The organism is Alkalithermobacter thermoalcaliphilus JW-YL-7 = DSM 7308 (genome assembly GCA_001584565.1).
GTDB lineage: Bacteria > Bacillota > Clostridia > Peptostreptococcales > Peptostreptococcaceae > Alkalithermobacter > Alkalithermobacter thermoalcaliphilus.
Window position 1 is genome coordinate 513,706 of record LSFY01000001.1, and the last position, 18,273, is coordinate 531,978.

Annotated in this window: 19 protein-coding genes; all 19 read left to right on the forward strand. The window is 29.3% G+C overall.

Going from position 1 to position 18,273, the window contains the following annotated elements; genetic code table 11:
* Nucleotides 1–31: 31 nt before the first annotated feature.
* The 19 genes from queA to JWYL7_RS02810 all read left to right on the forward strand — a co-directional run bounded on the left by queA (nt 32) and on the right by JWYL7_RS02810 (nt 18,271).
* Nucleotides 32–1,057: a tRNA preQ1(34) S-adenosylmethionine ribosyltransferase-isomerase QueA gene (queA, locus tag JWYL7_RS02720; RefSeq protein ID WP_066068581.1), complete on the forward strand. Its 1,026-nt coding sequence runs from the start codon at nt 32–34 to the stop codon at nt 1,055–1,057.
* A gap of 24 nt (nt 1,058–1,081) precedes the next feature.
* A complete protein-coding gene (gene tgt / locus JWYL7_RS02725) occupies nt 1,082–2,203 on the forward strand; it encodes a tRNA guanosine(34) transglycosylase Tgt (protein ID WP_066068584.1) in 1,122 nt (373 codons plus the stop codon).
* A 61-nt stretch (nt 2,204–2,264) separates the two neighbouring features.
* Complete coding sequence (gene yajC / locus JWYL7_RS02730) at nt 2,265–2,519, forward strand: preprotein translocase subunit YajC (RefSeq protein ID WP_066068587.1); 255 nt, start codon at nt 2,265–2,267, stop codon at nt 2,517–2,519.
* Between the two features lie 81 nt (nt 2,520–2,600).
* Nucleotides 2,601–2,963, forward strand: coding sequence for a TIGR04086 family membrane protein (locus JWYL7_RS02735; protein ID WP_066068590.1), 363 nt, complete (start codon nt 2,601–2,603; stop codon nt 2,961–2,963).
* Between the two features lie 62 nt (nt 2,964–3,025).
* On the forward strand, nt 3,026–3,166 hold the full coding sequence (gene scfA / locus JWYL7_RS02740; RefSeq protein WP_066068593.1) for a six-cysteine ranthipeptide SCIFF: 141 nt from the start codon (nt 3,026–3,028) through the stop codon (nt 3,164–3,166).
* A 97-nt stretch (nt 3,167–3,263) separates the two neighbouring features.
* Nucleotides 3,264–4,637 carry a thioether cross-link-forming SCIFF peptide maturase gene (gene scfB, locus JWYL7_RS02745; RefSeq protein ID WP_083528247.1) on the forward strand — a complete coding sequence of 458 codons (1,374 nt, stop codon included), beginning with the start codon at nt 3,264–3,266 and terminating at the stop codon, nt 4,635–4,637.
* Entirely contained in the window at nt 4,630–5,130 is a 501-nt protein-coding gene (locus tag JWYL7_RS02750; RefSeq protein WP_066068596.1) for a gamma carbonic anhydrase family protein, read from the forward strand. Before scfB ends, JWYL7_RS02750 begins: the two co-directional genes overlap by 8 nt.
* Nucleotides 5,131–5,142: 12 nt before the next feature.
* On the forward strand, nt 5,143–6,387 hold the full coding sequence (gene secD / locus JWYL7_RS10630) for a protein translocase subunit SecD (protein ID WP_066068599.1): 1,245 nt from the start codon (nt 5,143–5,145) through the stop codon (nt 6,385–6,387).
* 12 nt (nt 6,388–6,399) lie between these two features.
* Complete coding sequence (gene secF / locus JWYL7_RS10635; RefSeq protein WP_066068602.1) at nt 6,400–7,260, forward strand: protein translocase subunit SecF; 861 nt, start codon at nt 6,400–6,402, stop codon at nt 7,258–7,260.
* A gap of 48 nt (nt 7,261–7,308) precedes the next feature.
* A complete protein-coding gene (locus tag JWYL7_RS02765; RefSeq protein WP_066068605.1) occupies nt 7,309–8,976 on the forward strand; it encodes an ABC1 kinase family protein in 1,668 nt (555 codons plus the stop codon).
* A gap of 264 nt (nt 8,977–9,240) precedes the next feature.
* Entirely contained in the window at nt 9,241–9,753 is a 513-nt protein-coding gene (locus JWYL7_RS02770; protein ID WP_066068608.1) for an adenine phosphoribosyltransferase, read from the forward strand.
* A gap of 68 nt (nt 9,754–9,821) precedes the next feature.
* On the forward strand, nt 9,822–11,996 hold the full coding sequence (locus JWYL7_RS02775) for a RelA/SpoT family protein (protein WP_066068611.1): 2,175 nt from the start codon (nt 9,822–9,824) through the stop codon (nt 11,994–11,996).
* Between the two features lie 13 nt (nt 11,997–12,009).
* Nucleotides 12,010–12,459, forward strand: a complete 450-nt coding sequence (gene dtd, locus JWYL7_RS02780) for a D-aminoacyl-tRNA deacylase (protein WP_066068614.1) — start codon at nt 12,010–12,012, stop codon at nt 12,457–12,459.
* Nucleotides 12,460–12,471: 12 nt separating this feature from the next.
* A complete protein-coding gene (locus JWYL7_RS02785) occupies nt 12,472–13,095 on the forward strand; it encodes an MBL fold metallo-hydrolase (protein WP_066068618.1) in 624 nt (207 codons plus the stop codon).
* Nucleotides 13,096–13,099: 4 nt separating this feature from the next.
* Entirely contained in the window at nt 13,100–14,575 is a 1,476-nt protein-coding gene (gene hemZ / locus JWYL7_RS02790) for a coproporphyrinogen dehydrogenase HemZ (protein WP_066068621.1), read from the forward strand.
* Nucleotides 14,556–15,815, forward strand: coding sequence for a histidine--tRNA ligase (gene hisS, locus JWYL7_RS02795; RefSeq protein ID WP_066068623.1), 1,260 nt, complete (start codon nt 14,556–14,558; stop codon nt 15,813–15,815). Before hemZ ends, hisS begins: the two co-directional genes overlap by 20 nt.
* Before the next feature lie 10 nt (nt 15,816–15,825).
* On the forward strand, nt 15,826–17,595 hold the full coding sequence (gene aspS / locus JWYL7_RS02800) for an aspartate--tRNA ligase (RefSeq protein WP_066068626.1): 1,770 nt from the start codon (nt 15,826–15,828) through the stop codon (nt 17,593–17,595).
* Nucleotides 17,596–17,702: 107 nt separating this feature from the next.
* Nucleotides 17,703–17,966 (forward strand): hypothetical protein, encoded by a 264-nt coding sequence (locus JWYL7_RS02805; protein ID WP_066068628.1) that lies wholly within the window; start codon nt 17,703–17,705, stop codon nt 17,964–17,966.
* A gap of 11 nt (nt 17,967–17,977) precedes the next feature.
* Nucleotides 17,978–18,271, forward strand: a complete 294-nt coding sequence (locus JWYL7_RS02810; protein ID WP_066068631.1) for a metal-sensitive transcriptional regulator — start codon at nt 17,978–17,980, stop codon at nt 18,269–18,271.
* Nucleotides 18,272–18,273 lie beyond the last annotated feature (2 nt).

The following is an 18,273-nucleotide window of genomic DNA, read 5'->3' on the forward strand; positions in this document are numbered from 1 at the left end:
AAAACTATGAAAGTAGAAAGGAAGTTGAGTCTTGAAAACAAAAGAATTTTATTTTGATCTACCACAGGAGCTTATAGCACAAAAACCTTTAAAAGAAAGAGATAAGTCAAGACTTATGATCTTAGATAAACAAACAGGAGATATAGAGCATAAAATTTTTAGAGATATTATAGACTATTTGTCAGAAGGTGATTGTTTAGTACTCAATAACACAAGAGTTATTCCAGCTAGGCTAATAGGTGAAAAGGTTGATACTAAAGGAAAAATAGAGTTTCTTCTTTTAAATAGAATTGAACTAGATACTTGGGAGGTATTAGTAAAACCAGGTAAAAGAGCTAAAGTTGGGACAGAGTTTAGTTTTGGAGATGGAAAATTAAGAGCTAAAGTATTAGATATAGGAAGTGAAGGAAGTAGGATAGTAAAATTTGAGTATAAAGGAGTATTTGAAGAAATACTAGATGAACTTGGAAATATGCCACTACCTCCTTATATAACAGAAACATTAGAAGATAAAGAAAGATACCAAACAGTATATTCAAAGCATGAAGGGTCAGCAGCAGCACCTACTGCAGGACTTCATTTCACTAACGAACTAATAGAAAAAATAAAGGAAAAAGGAGTACAGATAGCATTTATAACGCTTCATGTCGGATTAGGTACTTTCAGACCAGTTAAAGTAGAAGATATAACACAACACAAAATGCATTCAGAATTTTATATGATCCAGCAAGAAGAAGCAGAGAAAATTAATAGAGCAAAAATGAATGGAAAAAAAGTTATAGCAGTAGGAACTACATCTTGTAGAACTTTAGAGTCAGCAGTAGATGAAAATGGAATATTAAAAGCTAAGAATGGTTGGACGGATATATTTATATATCCAGGATATGAATTTAAAATAGTAGATGCACTTATTACTAATTTTCACCTACCAGAATCTACACTTATAATGCTAGTTTCGGCGTTATGTGGTAAGGAAAATATCTTAAATGCTTATAATGTTGCAGTAAAAGAAAGATATAGATTTTTTAGTTTTGGAGATGCTATGTTTATAAAATAGATATAAATTGAAAAGGAGAGGAAAATGGGAGCAATAAGATTTGAACTTATAAAAACTTGTAAACAAAGTGGAGCTAGATTGGGTAAGCTTTATACACCACATGGAGAAATACAAACACCTATATTTATGCCAGTTGGTACTCAGGCAACAGTTAAATCTATGACTCCTCAAGAGTTAAAAGAAATAAATTCTCAGATAATTTTAAGTAATACGTATCATCTTTATATGAGACCTGGTCATAAGATTGTTGAAAAAGCTGGAGGGCTTCACAAATTTATGAACTGGGATAGGCCTATACTGACAGATAGTGGAGGTTTCCAAGTATTTAGTTTAGGACCATTAAGAAAAATTACTGAAGAAGGTGTTGAGTTTAGGTCACATCTTGATGGATCTAAGCATTTTATAAGTCCAGAAAAAGCCATAGAAATTCAAAATAGTTTAGGAGCAGATATAATAATGGCATTTGATGAATGTGCTCCATATCCTGCAGATAGAGATTATGTAAAAAACTCTCTAGAAAGAACAACAAGATGGGCAAAAAGATGTAAAGATGCTCACAAAAATTCAGATAGACAAGCTTTATTTGGAATAGTTCAAGGTGGAATGTATAAAGATCTTAGGGAGCAATCTGCAAAGGAAATAATGGATATAGGTTTTCCAGGATATGCTATAGGAGGATTAAGTGTTGGAGAACCTAAAGAGTTAATGTATGAAGTTTTAGATTATACAACTCCACTTCTTCCAAAAGATAAGCCTAGATATCTTATGGGAGTAGGAAGCCCTGATGACCTTTTAGAAGGTGTAATAAGAGGAGTTGATATGTTTGATTGCGTATTACCTACAAGAATAGCTAGAAATGGAACAGCTATGACAAGTCAAGGAAAAGTTGTAGTAAGAAATGCTCAATATGCTGAAGATTTTACTCCTCTTGATCCAGAATGTGATTGCTACACATGCAAAAACTATACAAGAGCATATATAAGGCATTTAATTAAAGCAAATGAAATATTAGGAGCTAGACTAATAACTTATCATAACTTATATTTCTTATTAAAACTTATGGAAAATGTAAGAAATGCAATAAAAGAAGATAGATTATTAGACTATAAAAATGAATTTTTTAGAAAATATGGATATACACTTTAATATGAATTTTATTTTACAACTTTAAATATACTTTTACAAAGAGGAAAAAGGGGGATAATGTATGCAATACAATGGTTTAATAATGTCTTTGATATTCGTTGCTGTGTTTTATTTTTTACTTATAAGACCTCAGCAAAAAAGAGAAAAAGAGCTTTTACAAATGAGAAAAAATTTAAAAGTTGGAGATGAAGTGGTAACTATAGGAGGACTTATAGGAAAAATATCAAAGATAGAAGAAGATTATGTAACATTAGAGATGGGATCAACTAAAATATCTGTAGAAAAATGGGGAATAGCTAAGCTTAAAAATAAGTAATTTTAAAATGCCTTCTTGAATAAAATTAAGAAAAGCCTATTTTAGTAGGCTTTCTTAATTGTTAGGATGGGGGGCATTTTAATGAGTAAAATTAGTAATTTGTTTAAATCATTAGGATATGCTTATTTAGTTACAATGGCACTTATATTAATTTATAACTTAGTTTTAACTTACACAAATATTCAAACATCTACTATTCCCTTGGCTACATCTATAATAACAACTATGTCCGCTGCAGTAGCTGGAATGTACATGTCGTATAAAAGTGCATCTAAAGGATTGTTGTATGGCCTTTTAGCAGGAGCGTTTTATGTAATATCATTGATATTAGTATACTATCTTGTAGACAATAGCTTTAGTTTACAGGTTGTTAATGTATATAAAATGTTATTAAATACTATTGCAGGAGGAATAGGGGGCATAATAGGAGTAAATATTAAATAGACATAATTTTTATAGATGTGGTATAATTTATAAGAAATATTGGAAAAGAGGAGGTAGCTTACATGAAAAAACACATAAAAACTTTAACAAGTGCAAATCTAAAAGAAAGCGCATCAAAAGGTGGATGTGGAGAGTGTCAAACTTCTTGCCAATCTGCTTGCAAGACTTCTTGTACAGTTGCAAATCAAGAGTGTGAAAGATAGTAGCAGTATAGCTTAAGCTATACTGCTTTTCATTTGACTATTATTTGTAAATTTGATAATATAAAATAGATTTATCTTTAAAATGGGAGGATAAGAAATGTCTATGATACATAAATTTAGACTACATGGCATCAATATAGTAGTGGACGTAAATAGCGGAGCTGTACATGTAGTCGACAATGAAGCATTTGATATATTAGACTATTACAAAGAAAAAAATCAAAAACACGTAATAGAAATTCTTTCAAGTAAATATGATAAGGAAAAGTTAAAAGAAGCTTATACAGAAATTCAAAATTTAGAAAATGAAGGGCTTTTATATTCAAAAGATGATTATCAATATAATCCAAGTTTTACAAACAGAGAACACGTTGTTAAAGCACTATGCCTTCATGTAGCTCATGATTGTAACTTAAAATGTAAGTATTGTTTTGCATCTCAAGGAAACTTTAATGGTGATGCAAAGCTTATGGATATTGAGATAGGAAAAAAGGCTTTAGAATTCTTAGTTCAAAATTCAGGAAATAGAAAAAATTTAGAGGTTGACTTTTTTGGTGGAGAACCTCTAATGAACTGGGAAGTTGTAAAAGAACTTGTAGATTATGGAAATAAAATAGCTTCTGAGAAGGGTAAAAGGTTTAGATTTACTATCACAACAAATGGAGTTTTATTAGATGATGAAAAAATAGATTATATAAACAAGTATATGCACAACGTAGTTTTAAGTTTAGATGGAAGAAAAGAAATAAATGACAAAATGAGACCTACGTTAAATGATAAAGGTAGTTATGATTTGATAGTTCCAAAGTTTCAAAAACTAGTAGATGGTAGAAAAGATAAATATTATTATGTAAGAGGAACATTCACTAGAGAAAATATAGATTTTTCAAGAGATGTTCTTCATTTTGCTGACTTAGGATTTGAACTTAATTCTGTTGAACCTGTTGTAGATAGTGAGGACAATCCCTATGCTTTAAGAGAAGAAGATTTACCTAAAGTTTTTCAAGAGTATGAAAAATTAGCATTAGAATATGCAAACAGGAAGATAAACGGAGATAAATTAACATTTTTCCATTTTGTAATAGATTTAAATCAAGGACCTTGTGTTATAAAAAGATTAGTTGGGTGTGGAGCTGGAACAGAGTATCTAGCTATAACTCCTGAAGGAGATATATATCCATGTCATCAATTTGTAGGAAATGAAGATTTTAAATTAGGAAATTTATTGACAAATAATATAGATTTAGATAAAGTAGACCAATTTAGAGATTTGCATGTATACAGTAAAGACGAATGTAAAAAATGCTGGGCAAAATTTTATTGTTCAGGAGGATGTCATGCTAATGCATACAACTTTAATAAAGACTTGAAAAAACCATACAAGTTAGGTTGTGAGATGCAAAAAAAACGAATAGAGTGTGCTCTTATGATACAAGCAAAAATAATGTTAGAGGGGGATAAAAATGATTAAAGCGTATCAAGGAGTTAGTCCTGTAATTTCACAAACTTGTTTTGTTGCAGAAAGTGCAGATGTAATAGGAAATATAAAAATAGGTGAAAATAGTAATATATGGTATAACTGTGTAATAAGAGCAGATGTAAATGAGGTGACTATTGGAGAAAACACTAATATTCAGGATGGGACAGTAGTTCATGTAAGTAATGAAAATAAAACAGAAATAGGAAGTTATGTTACAATTGGTCATAACGCAATAATACATGCATGTAAAATAGGAAACTATAGCCTTATAGGTATGGGAGCTATAGTCCTAGATGGCGCTCAAGTAGGAGACTATACATTAATAGGGGCAGGAAGTCTTGTACCTCCAGGAAAGGTTATTCCATCAGGAGTTTTAGCTTATGGAAACCCAGTAAAAGTAATAAGAGAGCTTACAGAAGAAGAAAAAAAATCTTTAGAAAAGTCAGCAATTGATTATGTTGAATATGCTCAAAAGCATAAATAAGGAGGTATTAAGGTGAAAGTTAAAAAATTAGTTAGTTTTATTATAGTAGTATTGTTAGTAACTTTTGCTAGTGTTGTAGCATTAAACGGACTTAAGATAGGAAGTTTTAAAATAGACCCATTAAGACATAGTATAAGACAGGGATTAGACTTAAAAGGTGGAGTATTTGTAGTTTACGAAGCAGATACATCTGTAAGAGGAAGTGAACTAGAAAAAATTATAGATCAAACTATAGAAGTATTTAGAAAGCGTATAGATAGTATGGGACTTACAGAACCTGTAATAGTAAAAGAAGGAGAAAAGAGGATAAGAATAGAACTTCCAGGTCTAAAGAATGCTCAGGAAGCTATAGAAATGATAGGTAAAACTGCTCAGCTTAGATTTATAGAGCAAGATGGTAAAGAAGTTGTTACAGGGGCACAAGTAAGAAAATCAGAAGTTGTATTTGATAGGTCTACTAATAAACCTGTTATTTCATTAGAGTTCGATTCAGAAGGAGCAAAAAAGTTTAGAGAAGCGACAAAGAGACTTTCTGAAAATAAACAACCTATCCTTATAGTGTTAGATGATGAAATAATTTCAAGCCCTATAGTTACAACAGAAATTCCAGATGGTAAAGCTCAAATAACAGGAGAATTTACAGTTGAAAGTGCAGCAAGTTTAGCAAATCTTATAAGAGCTGGTGCTCTTCCAGTAGACTTTAAAGAAGTACAAACTTCAACAGTTACAGCAACGCTTGGAGAAAATGCATTAAAAAGAAGTATAGATGGAGCTAAGATAGGTATAACTTTAGTTATAGCATTTATGCTATTATATTACAAAATACCAGGGCTTGTAGCAGGAATAGCTTTGATAGGCTATATGCTTATAATTCTATATACTTTCGTAGCTATGAATGCAACATTGACACTTCCAGGAATAGCAGCGTTAATACTTTCAGTTGGTATGGCAGTAGATGCAAATGTTATAATATTTGAAAGAATAAAAGAAGAGATGAGAAATGGAAAATCTATAAGAGCATCTATAGAGTCTGGGTTTTCAAAGGCATTGTCTACCATCATAGATTCAAATATAACAACTTTTATAGCAGGAGTTGTTTTATACTACTTTGGAACAGGTCCTATAAAAGGATTTGCTGTTACTTTAATGATAGGTATAATAGCTTCAATGTTTACAGCTATAGTTATAACTAAAATGCTATTAAAGTCTCTAGCAGATGCTAATATAACTAAAAGTAAAAAGTTGTTTGGAGCATAAGGGGGGAAAAAAGTGAATATAGTACAAAAAAGAAAGTTATGGACTAGTATATCTTGTGCAATAATAGTATTAGGAATAGTTTTAGCATTTACAAGAGGCCTAAATTTTGGAATAGATTTTACTGGTGGAACACTAATGGAGATAGATCTTAAAGAGTATGTTGAAACAAGCCAAGTAAGGAATATAACAGATAAAATAGACCCTAGTGCATCTATAATGCATATAGGAGAAGAAAAACATATAGTTCAGATAAGGACTACAGAAAATCTTGATAATGAAGCAAGAATAAAGATATTTAATGAATTTAAAGATAAATATAATTTAGATGAGCAAGACCTAGTTAGATCAGAGCAATTTGGACCAGCTATAGGAAGAGAAATAAGAAATAAGGCTTTAATATCTATTTTACTGGCTACTATTGGAATGCTTATATATATAAGTATTAGATTTGAACTTTCTTATGGAATATCAGCTATAATAGCACTAATACACGATGTTTTAATAGTGCTTTCAGTATATTCTATATTTAGAATACCAATAAATAGTCCTTTTGTTGCAGCAATACTTACAGTAGTTGGATATTCGATAAATGATAGTATAGTAGTATTTGATAGAATAAGAGAAAATATAAAAACAGTAACTAAAAAGGATTATGTTGCTATAGCAAATGATAGTATAAAGCAGACTATATCAAGATCTATAAATACATCATTAACTACTTTAATATCTATAATAGCTTTATACATCTTAGGAGTTGAAGCTATAAAAGATTTCACTTTACCGCTTTTAGTAGGAATACTTGCAGGAACATATTCATCTATATTTATAGCAAGTCCGATATGGGTACTTTTAAAAGAAAGGGGCAATATATAATATATATTGTCCTTTTCTTTTTCGAATAGGAGTAGAGGTGAAAAAGTTTTGATAAAAGTAAGCTATAAGAATATAAAAAGATACAAGGAAATTGCACAAGTTTTAATAAAATATGGGTTTGCATTTGTTGTTGAAAAACTTAAAATAGACGGAATAGCATACAAGATACCTATTGTAACTAGAGAAAATATAAAATATATGTCTACTGGTGAAAGAATAAGAAGAGCACTTGAAGAGTTAGGGCCTACATTTATAAAGTTAGGCCAAATCTTAAGTACAAGACATGATCTATTAGAACCATCTATCATAGAAGAATTAAGTAAACTTCAAAGCAATGTATCTACATTTGAATTTGAATATGCAAAAGAAATATTTAAAGATGAAATAGGACTTGACTTTGAAGATGTATTTAGCTATTTTAATCCAAAAGTTATAGGGTCAGCATCTATTGGACAAGTTTATGAAGGTAGACTAAAAACAGGTCAAGAGGTTATTGTGAAAATACAAAGACCTAATATAGAAAATTTAATTAGAACAGATCTTGAAATTTTATATTCTATAGGAAAAGCTATAGATGAACATTATAAAGATAGTTTAATAAATTTTTGTGAAATAATTGAAGAGTTCTCAGTGTTAATGTTAAGAGAACTAGACTATAATTTTGAGGCGAGAAACTGCGAAAAATTCATGGAGCTATTTAAAAATGATAAAAATATACATATACCTAAAGTCTACTGGGACTATACATCAAAAAGAGTATTGACTTTAGAAAAGATAAAAGGAGTACAAATAACAGACTTTAAAAAAATAGAAAATAATCATTGGGATAGCAAAAAAATCGCAAATATAGGGGCTTTATCCTTTATGAAACAAATATTTATACATGGTTTTTTTCATGCAGATCCTCATCCAGGAAATATAATTATTGTTGGAAATGAAAAAATAGCTTTTATAGATTTTGGAATAGTTGGTTTTATAGATAGTTTAACATTAGGGCTAATAACTGATATGCTTTTTGCAAGTATAAACAAAGACATAGAACGTATAATAACAGTTCTTATGGATTTGAATGCAATACAAGATAATACTAATTTGATAAAGTTAAGAGAAGATATGTCATACCTTATACATTATTATTACAATATACCTATAAAGAAGATAAATTTATCAGAGGTTATAAATGAATTTATGAGATTTATAAGAAAGAATAATATAAAGTTACCATCACAGTTTGCTACTTTAGCTAAAGCTATAATAACTATAGAAGGAAGTGCGAAAGTTTTAAACCCTGATTTTTGTCTTCCGGTTATATTCAAAGATTTTTTAAAAGAGTTTTATATAAATAAGTTCAATCCTTCTAATATATTTTCGTCATGTCAAATTTATTTATCTCAACTAGCAAGAGATATAAAATTTATACCAAAACAAGTAAGATTAATACTCAAAAATTTAGAAAAAAATGAAATAAAACTTACAATAGATGACAAGAAGTTTATTAGTATAGAAAAAGCTATATACAACATGACAAATAAACTATCTATAAGTTTGATAATATCATCTCTTCTTGTAGGTTCATCGCTAGTTATAACAACTAATGTAGGACCAAAACTTAAAGGATATCCTCTATTAGGAGTAATAGGTTATACACTAGCAAGTTTTATGGGGATAATACTTGTAGTGTCTATTATTTTTTCTAATAAAAATAATCAAGAATAAAGTTAAACAATATCAACTTGTGAAGAAAAAATAAAATTTCCTAGGAAATAAGTCGAAAATACTAATAATATTTTCTCAAACTACAAAAATTATATTGTTTCGATATATTGATTTAATATAAGCTAAAAGATATAATATTATTATTCTGTTGTTTTATAATACATATAAAATCTAAATTTGTAGATAAAATATAAGATTTGTTATATGCTCTAAGAAATTCTAAAAATAATAATTTGAAGGTTAAGGGTCTAAGGAGGAAAGAGAATGGATTTAAAAAGTAAAATAAGAGAGATAAATGATTTTCCTAAAGAAGGTATCAGCTTTAAAGACATAACAACTTTGCTAAAAGATGGAGAAAGTTTTAGATTTTGTATAGATAAAATTGTAGAAGATTTGAAAGAAAAAAAGGTAGGTATAGTTGTAGGACCTGAAGCTAGAGGTTTTTTAATGGGAACTCCTGTTGCTTATGCACTTGGAGCAGGTTTTGTTCCAGTAAGAAAACCAGGAAAATTGCCTGCGGAAACTGTTAAATACGAATATGATTTAGAATACGGAAAAGACTGTTTAGAAATACATAAAGATGCTATAGTTAAGGGACAAAGAGTAGCAATAGTGGATGATTTGTTAGCTACTGGAGGAACTATAGAAGCTACAGCTAAATTAATAGAGAGTCTAGGAGGACAAGTAGTTGCTATAGAATTTTTAATAGAATTAGAGTTTCTAAAGGGAAGAGAAAGACTTAAAGACTACCATGTAAATTCGTTAATAAAGTACTAGTCAAAATAGTTGGTGTTAATACCAACTATTTTAGTATAAAGGATTATATTATAATTTAGGGTGATTTTATGTTAGAAAATTTATTGTCAATGATAAGCCAATATAGCCCAGATAGTGACCTTGATATAATAATAAAAGCATATAATTTTGCTGAAAATGCACATGAAGGGCAGTTTAGAAAGTCAGGAGAAAAATATTTTATTCATCCTGTCGAGGTTGCCAAAATTTTAATAGAACTTGAACTTGATACAACAACAATAGCAGCAGGGTTACTACATGATGTTATAGAAGATACTAAATATACGTATGAAGATTTAAAGAAAGCATTTGGTCAAGAAACTGCAGATCTTGTAGATGGAGTTACAAAGTTAGGAAAAATAGCTTATAAATCAAAAGAAGAAACTCAGGCAGAAAACTTGAGAAAAATGTTTATGGCAATGGCTAAGGATATAAGAGTTATACTTATAAAATTAGCTGATAGACTTCATAATATGAGGACATTAAAGTTTATGTCTCCTGAGAAAGCTAAAGAGAAAGCTTGTGAAACATTAGAAATTTATGCTCCTATAGCAAATAGATTAGGTATATTTAAAATAAAGTGGGAACTTGAAGATATAGGACTTAGATACTTAGACCCAGAAGGATATTATGATCTTGTAGAAAAAGTAGCTAAAAAGAGAAGAGAACGCGAAGAATATATAAAAAATGTAGTAGAGATACTAAAAGATAAATTGAAAGATATTTACTCTGATTGTGAGATATACGGAAGAGCAAAGCATTTTTATTCAATATATAAAAAAATGAAGTATCAAAATAAAGCATTTGAAGAAATATATGACCTTATGGCTGTAAGAGTTATAGTGGATTCAGTAAAAGATTGCTATGGGGTTTTAGGAGTAGTACACACTATATGGAAGCCTATACCAGGAAGATTTAAAGATTATATAGCTATGCCTAAAGCTAATATGTATCAATCACTTCACACTACTGTTGTAGGACCAGATGGAGAGCCTTTAGAAATACAAATAAGAACAGAAGAAATGCATAAAGTAGCTGAGTACGGTATAGCTGCTCACTGGAAATACAAAGAAGGCAAAATAAGTCAAAATGAAAGCGACATGGAAAAAAAGCTCTCTTGGTTAAGACAGATGATGGAATGGCAAAAGGAGCTTAGTGATCCAACAGAGTTTATGGAAGCTCTTAAGATAGATTTATTTACAAATCAAGTATTTGTATTTACTCCTAAGGGAGATGTAATAGAACTACCTGCAGGATCAACTCCTATAGATTTTGCATATAAAGTCCATACAGGAATAGGAAATAGCCTAATTGGAGCTAAAGTAGACGGCAGAATAGTTCCTATAGATTATAAGTTAAATAACGGAAATATAGTAGAAATATTAACATCTTCTCAGAGTAATGGACCTAGCAGAGACTGGATAAATATAGTAAAGAGTTCTCAAGCTAAAAATAAAATAAAACAATGGTTTAAGAAAGAAAGAAGAGAAGAAAATATCCAAAGAGGTAAAGAGTTACTAGAAAAAGAAATAAAAAGACAGGGCTATAATCCAGCAGAAATATTAAAACCTAAATATTTAAATATAATACTTAAAAGAACAAATCAACCTACAGAAGAAGATTTATATGCAGCTATAGGTTACGGTGGTATAGCCTTAAATCAAGTAATTCCAAAACTAAAAGAAGAGTATGAAAATGATAGAAAAATAAAGGGAGAAAGTAATTTTAAAGAAAACATTAATACAAAGCAGCAAAAACAGAAAAAAAGATATAACAATCAAGGAGTAATAGTAAAAGATCTTGATAATATACTTGTTAGATTTGCAAAATGTTGTACACCTTTGCCAGGAGATGAAATAATAGGATATACAACTAAAGGAAGAGGAGTTTCAGTTCATAGAAAAGATTGCCCTAATATAAATATATATGATGAGAGTATTGCTAACAGATTGCTAGAGGTAAAGTGGGATATAAAAGACATATCTACATTTGAAGCAGAAATACAGATAATAGCAAACGATAGAACAGGATTACTTACAGACTTAACACAGATTTTTTCAGCAGATAAAGTTCCGGTAAAAGGCATGAATGCTAGAACAACAAAAAAAAAATTAGCTTACGTAAACTTATTAATAGAAGTAAAAAGTATAGATCAGCTTAAAAGTGTTATGAATAAAATAAAAAGCTTACAGGGAGTAATAGACGTTTTTAGAGTAATAAATTAAAAGGAGAGATTTTATGAGAGCTGTAGTTCAACGAGTTTCAAATTCAAAAGTTACAGTAGATAATGAAGTTGTAGGACAAATAGGAAAAGGATTAATGGTACTATTAGGTGTAACCCATAGTGATAATGAATCTGATATAAAATACTTAGTGGATAAAATTTTAAATTTAAGAATATTTGAAGATGAAGAAGGAAAGATGAATTTATCATTATTAGATATAAAAGGAGAACTACTAGTTGTATCTCAATTTACTTTATATGGAGATTGTAGAAAAGGAAGAAGGCCAAGCTTTACAGAAGCAGCAAAACCTGAGTTAGCAAACCAATTATATGAACAATTTATAAAAGAATGTAAAAAATATAATATAAAGGTTGAACAAGGAAAATTTGGTGCAGATATGAAAGTAGATATACTAAATGATGGTCCTGTTACTATGTTATTAGATTCAAGTAAGAATTTTTAGGGGGTAGATAAAATGAAGATAAAAAATATAGTATGTGGGATATATGGAGTTAATTGTTATATAATTGCAGATGAAGAAACTAAAAAGTGTGCAGTTATAGATCCAGGGGGAAACCATGAAGAAATTATAAACTATATAGATGAAAATGGTTTTGATTTAGAATTTATAATACTTACTCATGGACATGCAGATCATATAGGGGCTGTAGGGGAGTTAAAGGATATAAAAGACTGTAAGGTTGTAGCTTGCAAGGATGAAAAATATATACTAAATAATAAAGATTTTAACTTAACATCGGTGATAGGAAGTAAGGAATTAGAAATTGAAGCAGATGAATATGTAAAAGATCAAGATAATCTATGTCTAGGACGTTTATCACTTCAAATAATACATACTCCAGGACATACTCCAGGATCTATTTGTATAAAAGTTGAAAATATATTATTTAGTGGTGATACTTTGTTTTCTGGATCAATAGGAAGAACAGACCTAGAAGGCGGTAGTTACGAAAAAATAATTCACTCTTTAGAAAAGCTTATACAGCTTGATGATGAAGTAGTTGTAATGCCGGGACATGGACCTTCAACTACAATAGGTAGAGAAAAACGAACTAATAGATTTATAATTGATAGGTGATAAGATGCTTAATATATTTTTAAAAGGACATGACTACAGGTATGAAGTAGGAGAGCTTGTAAAAATTTTTACATCAAACTTTAGATTCGAAGATAGTGATCGTACAAATGTGTTGATAAATGAAGTTTTAACTGAAAATAGATACATTATCTCAAAAGCGAGTATATATGAAAATAATATTTTAAAATTTTATAGTGAGGAAAAAAGTGAAATTTTATTATCAGATCGCGAAAATATAAAAGAATTAAAAAGGCTTATTAAAAAAAGTATATTCGAAGTATTAAAAAGAAAGTACAATACATATGCTCCATGGGGCATACTGACAGGAGTAAGGCCTACAAAAATAGTACATGAACTTATAGATAATGATCTAAACGAAAATCAGATAAAAGATATACTTATAAAAAAATACAATATTTCTGAAAGCAAAGCAGACTTGTTAATAACTGTTGCTATAGCAGAAAGAAAATTTATATATCCTGTTGATGGTAAAAAGATTTCTTTATATATAAGTATACCTTTTTGTCCAACGAGGTGTTTATATTGTTCGTTTGTTTCGAATGATTTAAAATCTAGTAGTAAATATACAAAAGATTATATAGATGCTTTGATAAAAGAAATAAAGGGAGTATCAAAAATTATAGAAAAATCAAATAAAAAAATACAAACCATATACATGGGGGGAGGAACACCTACATCAATAGATTCAAGCCAGCTTAAAATTATTATAGATGAAATATACAAAAACTTTGACCTTAGCAATTTAGAGGAATTTACGGTTGAGGCTGGAAGACCAGATACAATAGATAAACAAAAGCTTAAAGTACTAAAAGATATGGATGTGACTAGAATAAGCATAAATCCTCAGACAATGAATGATAAAACATTACGAGAAATAGGAAGAAATCATACTACACAAGATATAATAAATGCGTTTTACATGGCAAAAGATGTAGGGTTTGAAAATATAAATATGGATATAATTTTAGGACTTCCCAATGAAACTATACAAATGGTTGAAAATACACTGCAAAGTATTTTAAGATTATCTCCTGAAAGTTTGACAGTTCATACTATGGCAGTTAAAAGAGCATCTAAACTAAAAGAAAATATACAAAATTATGATTTATCTCATTATAATGAAGTTGTTAATATGATACAACTTTCTCAAATATATGCTGAAAAAATGAACCTAAAACCGTATTATATGTATAGACAAAAACATATGGTTGGTAATCTTGAAAATATAGGTTATGCTAAACAAGGATTTGAGTGTATATATAATATACAAATAATGGAAGAAAAGCAAACTATATTAGCGTTAGGTGCAGGAGCTGTTTCTAAAGTAGTGTATTTAGATGAAAATAGGATAGAAAGAATACCTAACGTAAAGGATATTCAAAGCTATATATTAAGAGTAGATGAAATGATTAAAAGAAAAGAAGGTGAGGTATTAAAAAATGCTTACAAAAGCTCCTAGAGGAACAAATGATATATTGCCAAAAGAATCTTATAAATGGGTATATGTAGAAAACTTATTTAGAAAGGTATGTTCTTTATTTGGATATAGCGAAATAAGAACTCCTATATTTGAACATACAGAGCTTTTTAAAAGAGGGGTAGGAGAAACTACAGATATAGTTCAAAAAGAAATGTATTCGTTTCAAGATAATGGTGGAAGAGATATAACATTAAAGCCAGAAGGAACAGCTCCTGCAGTTAGAGCTTTCATAGAAAATAAATTGTATGCACAGGTTCAACCAACAAAACTTTTTTACATAACTCCTTGTTTTAGATATGAAAGGCCGCAAGCAGGAAGATTAAGACAATTTCACCAATTTGGAATAGAAGTGTTTGGAAGTAGCTATCCTTCTGTCGATGCAGAAGTAATAGCTTTAGCGATAGAATTTTTAAATAGACTAAACTTAAAAAACTTAGAGCTGAGAATAAATTCAATAGGATGTATTGAATGTAGAAGAGAGTATAATAACATTTTAAGAGAATATCTAAGTAAAAAAGTAGATAAATTATGTAAAACATGTCAGGATAGATATGATAGAAATCCTTTAAGAATACTTGATTGTAAAAATGAAAGCTGTATCAAAGAAATTGAAGATGCACCACTTTTAATAGATTACATATGTGATGAATGTAAAGACCACTTTGAAAAAGTAAAAAAGAATTTAACTGATATGCAAATACAGTTTAAAGTAGATCCTAAAATAGTAAGAGGTCTTGATTACTATAATAAAACAGCATTTGAAATAATATCAAACGATATAGGATCACAAAGTACAGTATGTGGTGGAGGAAGATACGACAAATTAGTACAAGAGCTAGGAGGACCAGAAACTACAGGAGTAGGATTTGGAATGGGAGTTGAAAGACTTCTTTTAACATTAGAAAACAACAATATTCAAATACCTAATGAAAACACCTTAGATATATTTGTTGTTACATTAGGAGAAAGAGCAGAGCAAGAAAGTTTTAAAATACTTTCTAAATTAAGACAAAATGATATATCGTGCGATAAAGATCATCTAGCAAGAAGTCTAAAGGCACAATTTAAGTATTCTGATAAAGTTAATGCTAAGTTTACAGTTGTTATAGGTGATGATGAGATAGAGAAAAATGTAGTACAGCTAAAAGATATGTCAACATCGCAGCAATATGAAATAAAACTAAATAATTTATGTGAAGAACTTAAAAAGAGGCTATAAGGAGGATTATATGGAAACTTTAAATGGATTAAAAAGAACTCATTATTGCGGAAATGTAGGAATTGAAGATATAGGAAAAGAAGTAGTGTTAATGGGTTGGGTTCAAAAAAGTAGAAATTTAGGAGGACTAGTCTTTACAGATTTAAGAGATATAGAAGGAATTTGCCAAATAGTTTTTGATAAAGATATATCTAAAGAAGCTTTTGAAAAGGCAGAGAAACTTGGATCTGAATACGTTATAGCTGTAAAAGGTATAGTTCATGAAAGACAGTCTAAAAATCCTAATATGAAAACAGGAGATATAGAAGTTTTTGCAAGCGAACTTAGAATACTTAATAAATCAGAAACACCACCTATATACATAAAAGATGATGATGATGTTTCAGAAAATCTTAGATTAAAATATAGATATTTAGACCTAAGAAAACCATCTATGCAAAAAAACTTAATATTAAGACACAAAGTAGCAAATATAGTAAGAAACTATCTATCAGAAAATAGATTTTTAGAGATAGAAACACCTTTTCTTACAAAGCCAACACCAGAAGGAGCTAGGGATTATTTAGTTCCAAGTAGAGTAAATCCAGGAAAATTCTATGCATTACCTCAATCGCCTCAGATATTTAAACAGCTGTTTATGGTATCAGGCTTTGACAGATATTTCCAAATAGTAAAATGTTTTAGAGATGAGGATTTAAGAGCAGATAGACAACCAGAATTTACTCAAATAGATTGTGAAATGTCTTTTGTTGATATGGAAGATGTTATATCTATTATGGAAAAAATGATGCAAAGAATATTTAAAGAAGCTATAAATGTAGATATTAACCTTCCTATTCCAAGAATTTCATACAAAGAAGCAATGGAAAAGTATGGATCAGATAAGCCAGATTTAAGATTTGGATTTGAACTTATAAATGTATCAGATATAGTTAAAGGATGTGGGTTTAAAGTTTTTTCTGATGCAACAAGTAATGGTAAAAGTGTAAGATGTATAAATGTAAAAGGATATGAAAAAGAATTTACAAGAAAGAATATATCTTCACTAGAAGAATTTGTAAAAACATATGGAGCAAAAGGTCTTGCTTGGATAAAAATAAACCAAGAAGGAGTAGTATCTCCTATAGCTAAGTTTTTAGATGAAGATACACTAAAACAGATTTTAGATAGAGTAGATGGAAAAGAAGGAGATTTAATATTATTTGTAGCAGACAAAGATGAAATTGTATTTGACAGTCTTGGTCATTTAAGAGTAGAGGTTGCAAAGAGATTAAATCTTCTTAAAAAAGATGAATATAAGTTAGTTTGGGTTGTAGATTTTCCTTTATTTGAATATGATGAAGAAGAAAAAAGATATGTTGCAAAACATCATCCATTTACATCTCCTAAAGATGAGGACTTAGAAAAATTAGAAACAAACCCGCAAGATGTAAGAGCTAAAGCATATGACCTTGTATTAAATGGATTTGAACTTGGAGGGGGAAGTATAAGAATATATAACTCAGATGTTCAAATGAGAATGTTCAAAGCTTTAGGCTTTAATGAGGAGCAGATAAACGAAAAATTTGGATTTTTAATAGAAGCATTTAAATATGGAACACCTCCTCACGGTGGAATAGCTTTTGGGTTTGACAGGATAGTTATGCTTTTAGCAGGCGAAGAAAATATAAGACAAGTCATAGCGTTCCCTAAAACTCAAAACGCTTCTTGCCCTATGACAAATGCTCCATCAGATGCAGATGAAAAGCAGTTACAAGAGTTAAATATAAAGACACTATAAATCAAAAAGCTACACTTTAGTTAAAGTGTAGCTTTTTCTCTAGAAATAAAATAATAAATGGGGTATAATCTATATACGGGTTATAGGTATGAAAAGAGGTGTTTGTTTTGAGGAAAATATTTGACGAATTTATGACATTTGCGATAGTATTCCCTATAATTTTACTTTTGCTAAAAGCATTTTTAAATGATTTTATTACGGTTTCAAACAAAGATTTACTGTTAATATTTATATTAGCGCTTGTAAACATAGCAATAAGAAATTATTTTACTTCACTTAAAGAAAAGTACAACTTAGATAATAGAAACTTTGAATTTATTAGAAGAATTATATTTATATTACTTATAGGAGTATACTTAATTTTAAGGTAGGAGGATTTTTCATGAATGAACTTTCAAGCAAAACAAAAAATGATAAAGAAGCTATAATAAGAAGACTTAGGAAAATTGAGGGACAAGTTAAAGGAATACAAAATATGGTCAATAATGATAAATATTGTGTAGATATATTAATTCAAATAGCAGCAGTAAGATCAGCATTAGATAAAGTAGGTGGAATAATTTTAGAAAATCATATAAAAGGGTGTGTAAGAAACACAATAAAAACAGATGACGAAAGTAAAAATGAAAAGATTATAGATGAGTTAATCAGCACAATAACTAAATTCATAAAGTAGGT

Coding starts and splice junctions, on each gene's coding strand:
- JWYL7_RS02810 (WP_066068631.1), top strand. CDS start 17,978: ATGAATGAACTTTCAAGCAAAACAAAAAATGATAAAGAAGCTATAATA.
- hisS (WP_066068623.1), top strand. CDS start 14,556: ATGCTTACAAAAGCTCCTAGAGGAACAAATGATATATTGCCAAAAGAA.
- JWYL7_RS02775 (WP_066068611.1), top strand. CDS start 9,822: ATGTTAGAAAATTTATTGTCAATGATAAGCCAATATAGCCCAGATAGT.
- JWYL7_RS02770 (WP_066068608.1), top strand. CDS start 9,241: ATGGATTTAAAAAGTAAAATAAGAGAGATAAATGATTTTCCTAAAGAA.
- JWYL7_RS02750 (WP_066068596.1), top strand. CDS start 4,630: ATGATTAAAGCGTATCAAGGAGTTAGTCCTGTAATTTCACAAACTTGT.
- JWYL7_RS02735 (WP_066068590.1), top strand. CDS start 2,601: ATGAGTAAAATTAGTAATTTGTTTAAATCATTAGGATATGCTTATTTA.
- scfA (WP_066068593.1), top strand. CDS start 3,026: ATGAAAAAACACATAAAAACTTTAACAAGTGCAAATCTAAAAGAAAGC.
- scfB (WP_083528247.1), top strand. CDS start 3,264: ATGTCTATGATACATAAATTTAGACTACATGGCATCAATATAGTAGTG.
- tgt (WP_066068584.1), top strand. CDS start 1,082: ATGGGAGCAATAAGATTTGAACTTATAAAAACTTGTAAACAAAGTGGA.
- aspS (WP_066068626.1), top strand. CDS start 15,826: ATGGAAACTTTAAATGGATTAAAAAGAACTCATTATTGCGGAAATGTA.
- JWYL7_RS02785 (WP_066068618.1), top strand. CDS start 12,472: ATGAAGATAAAAAATATAGTATGTGGGATATATGGAGTTAATTGTTAT.
- dtd (WP_066068614.1), top strand. CDS start 12,010: ATGAGAGCTGTAGTTCAACGAGTTTCAAATTCAAAAGTTACAGTAGAT.
- hemZ (WP_066068621.1), top strand. CDS start 13,100: ATGCTTAATATATTTTTAAAAGGACATGACTACAGGTATGAAGTAGGA.
- yajC (WP_066068587.1), top strand. CDS start 2,265: ATGCAATACAATGGTTTAATAATGTCTTTGATATTCGTTGCTGTGTTT.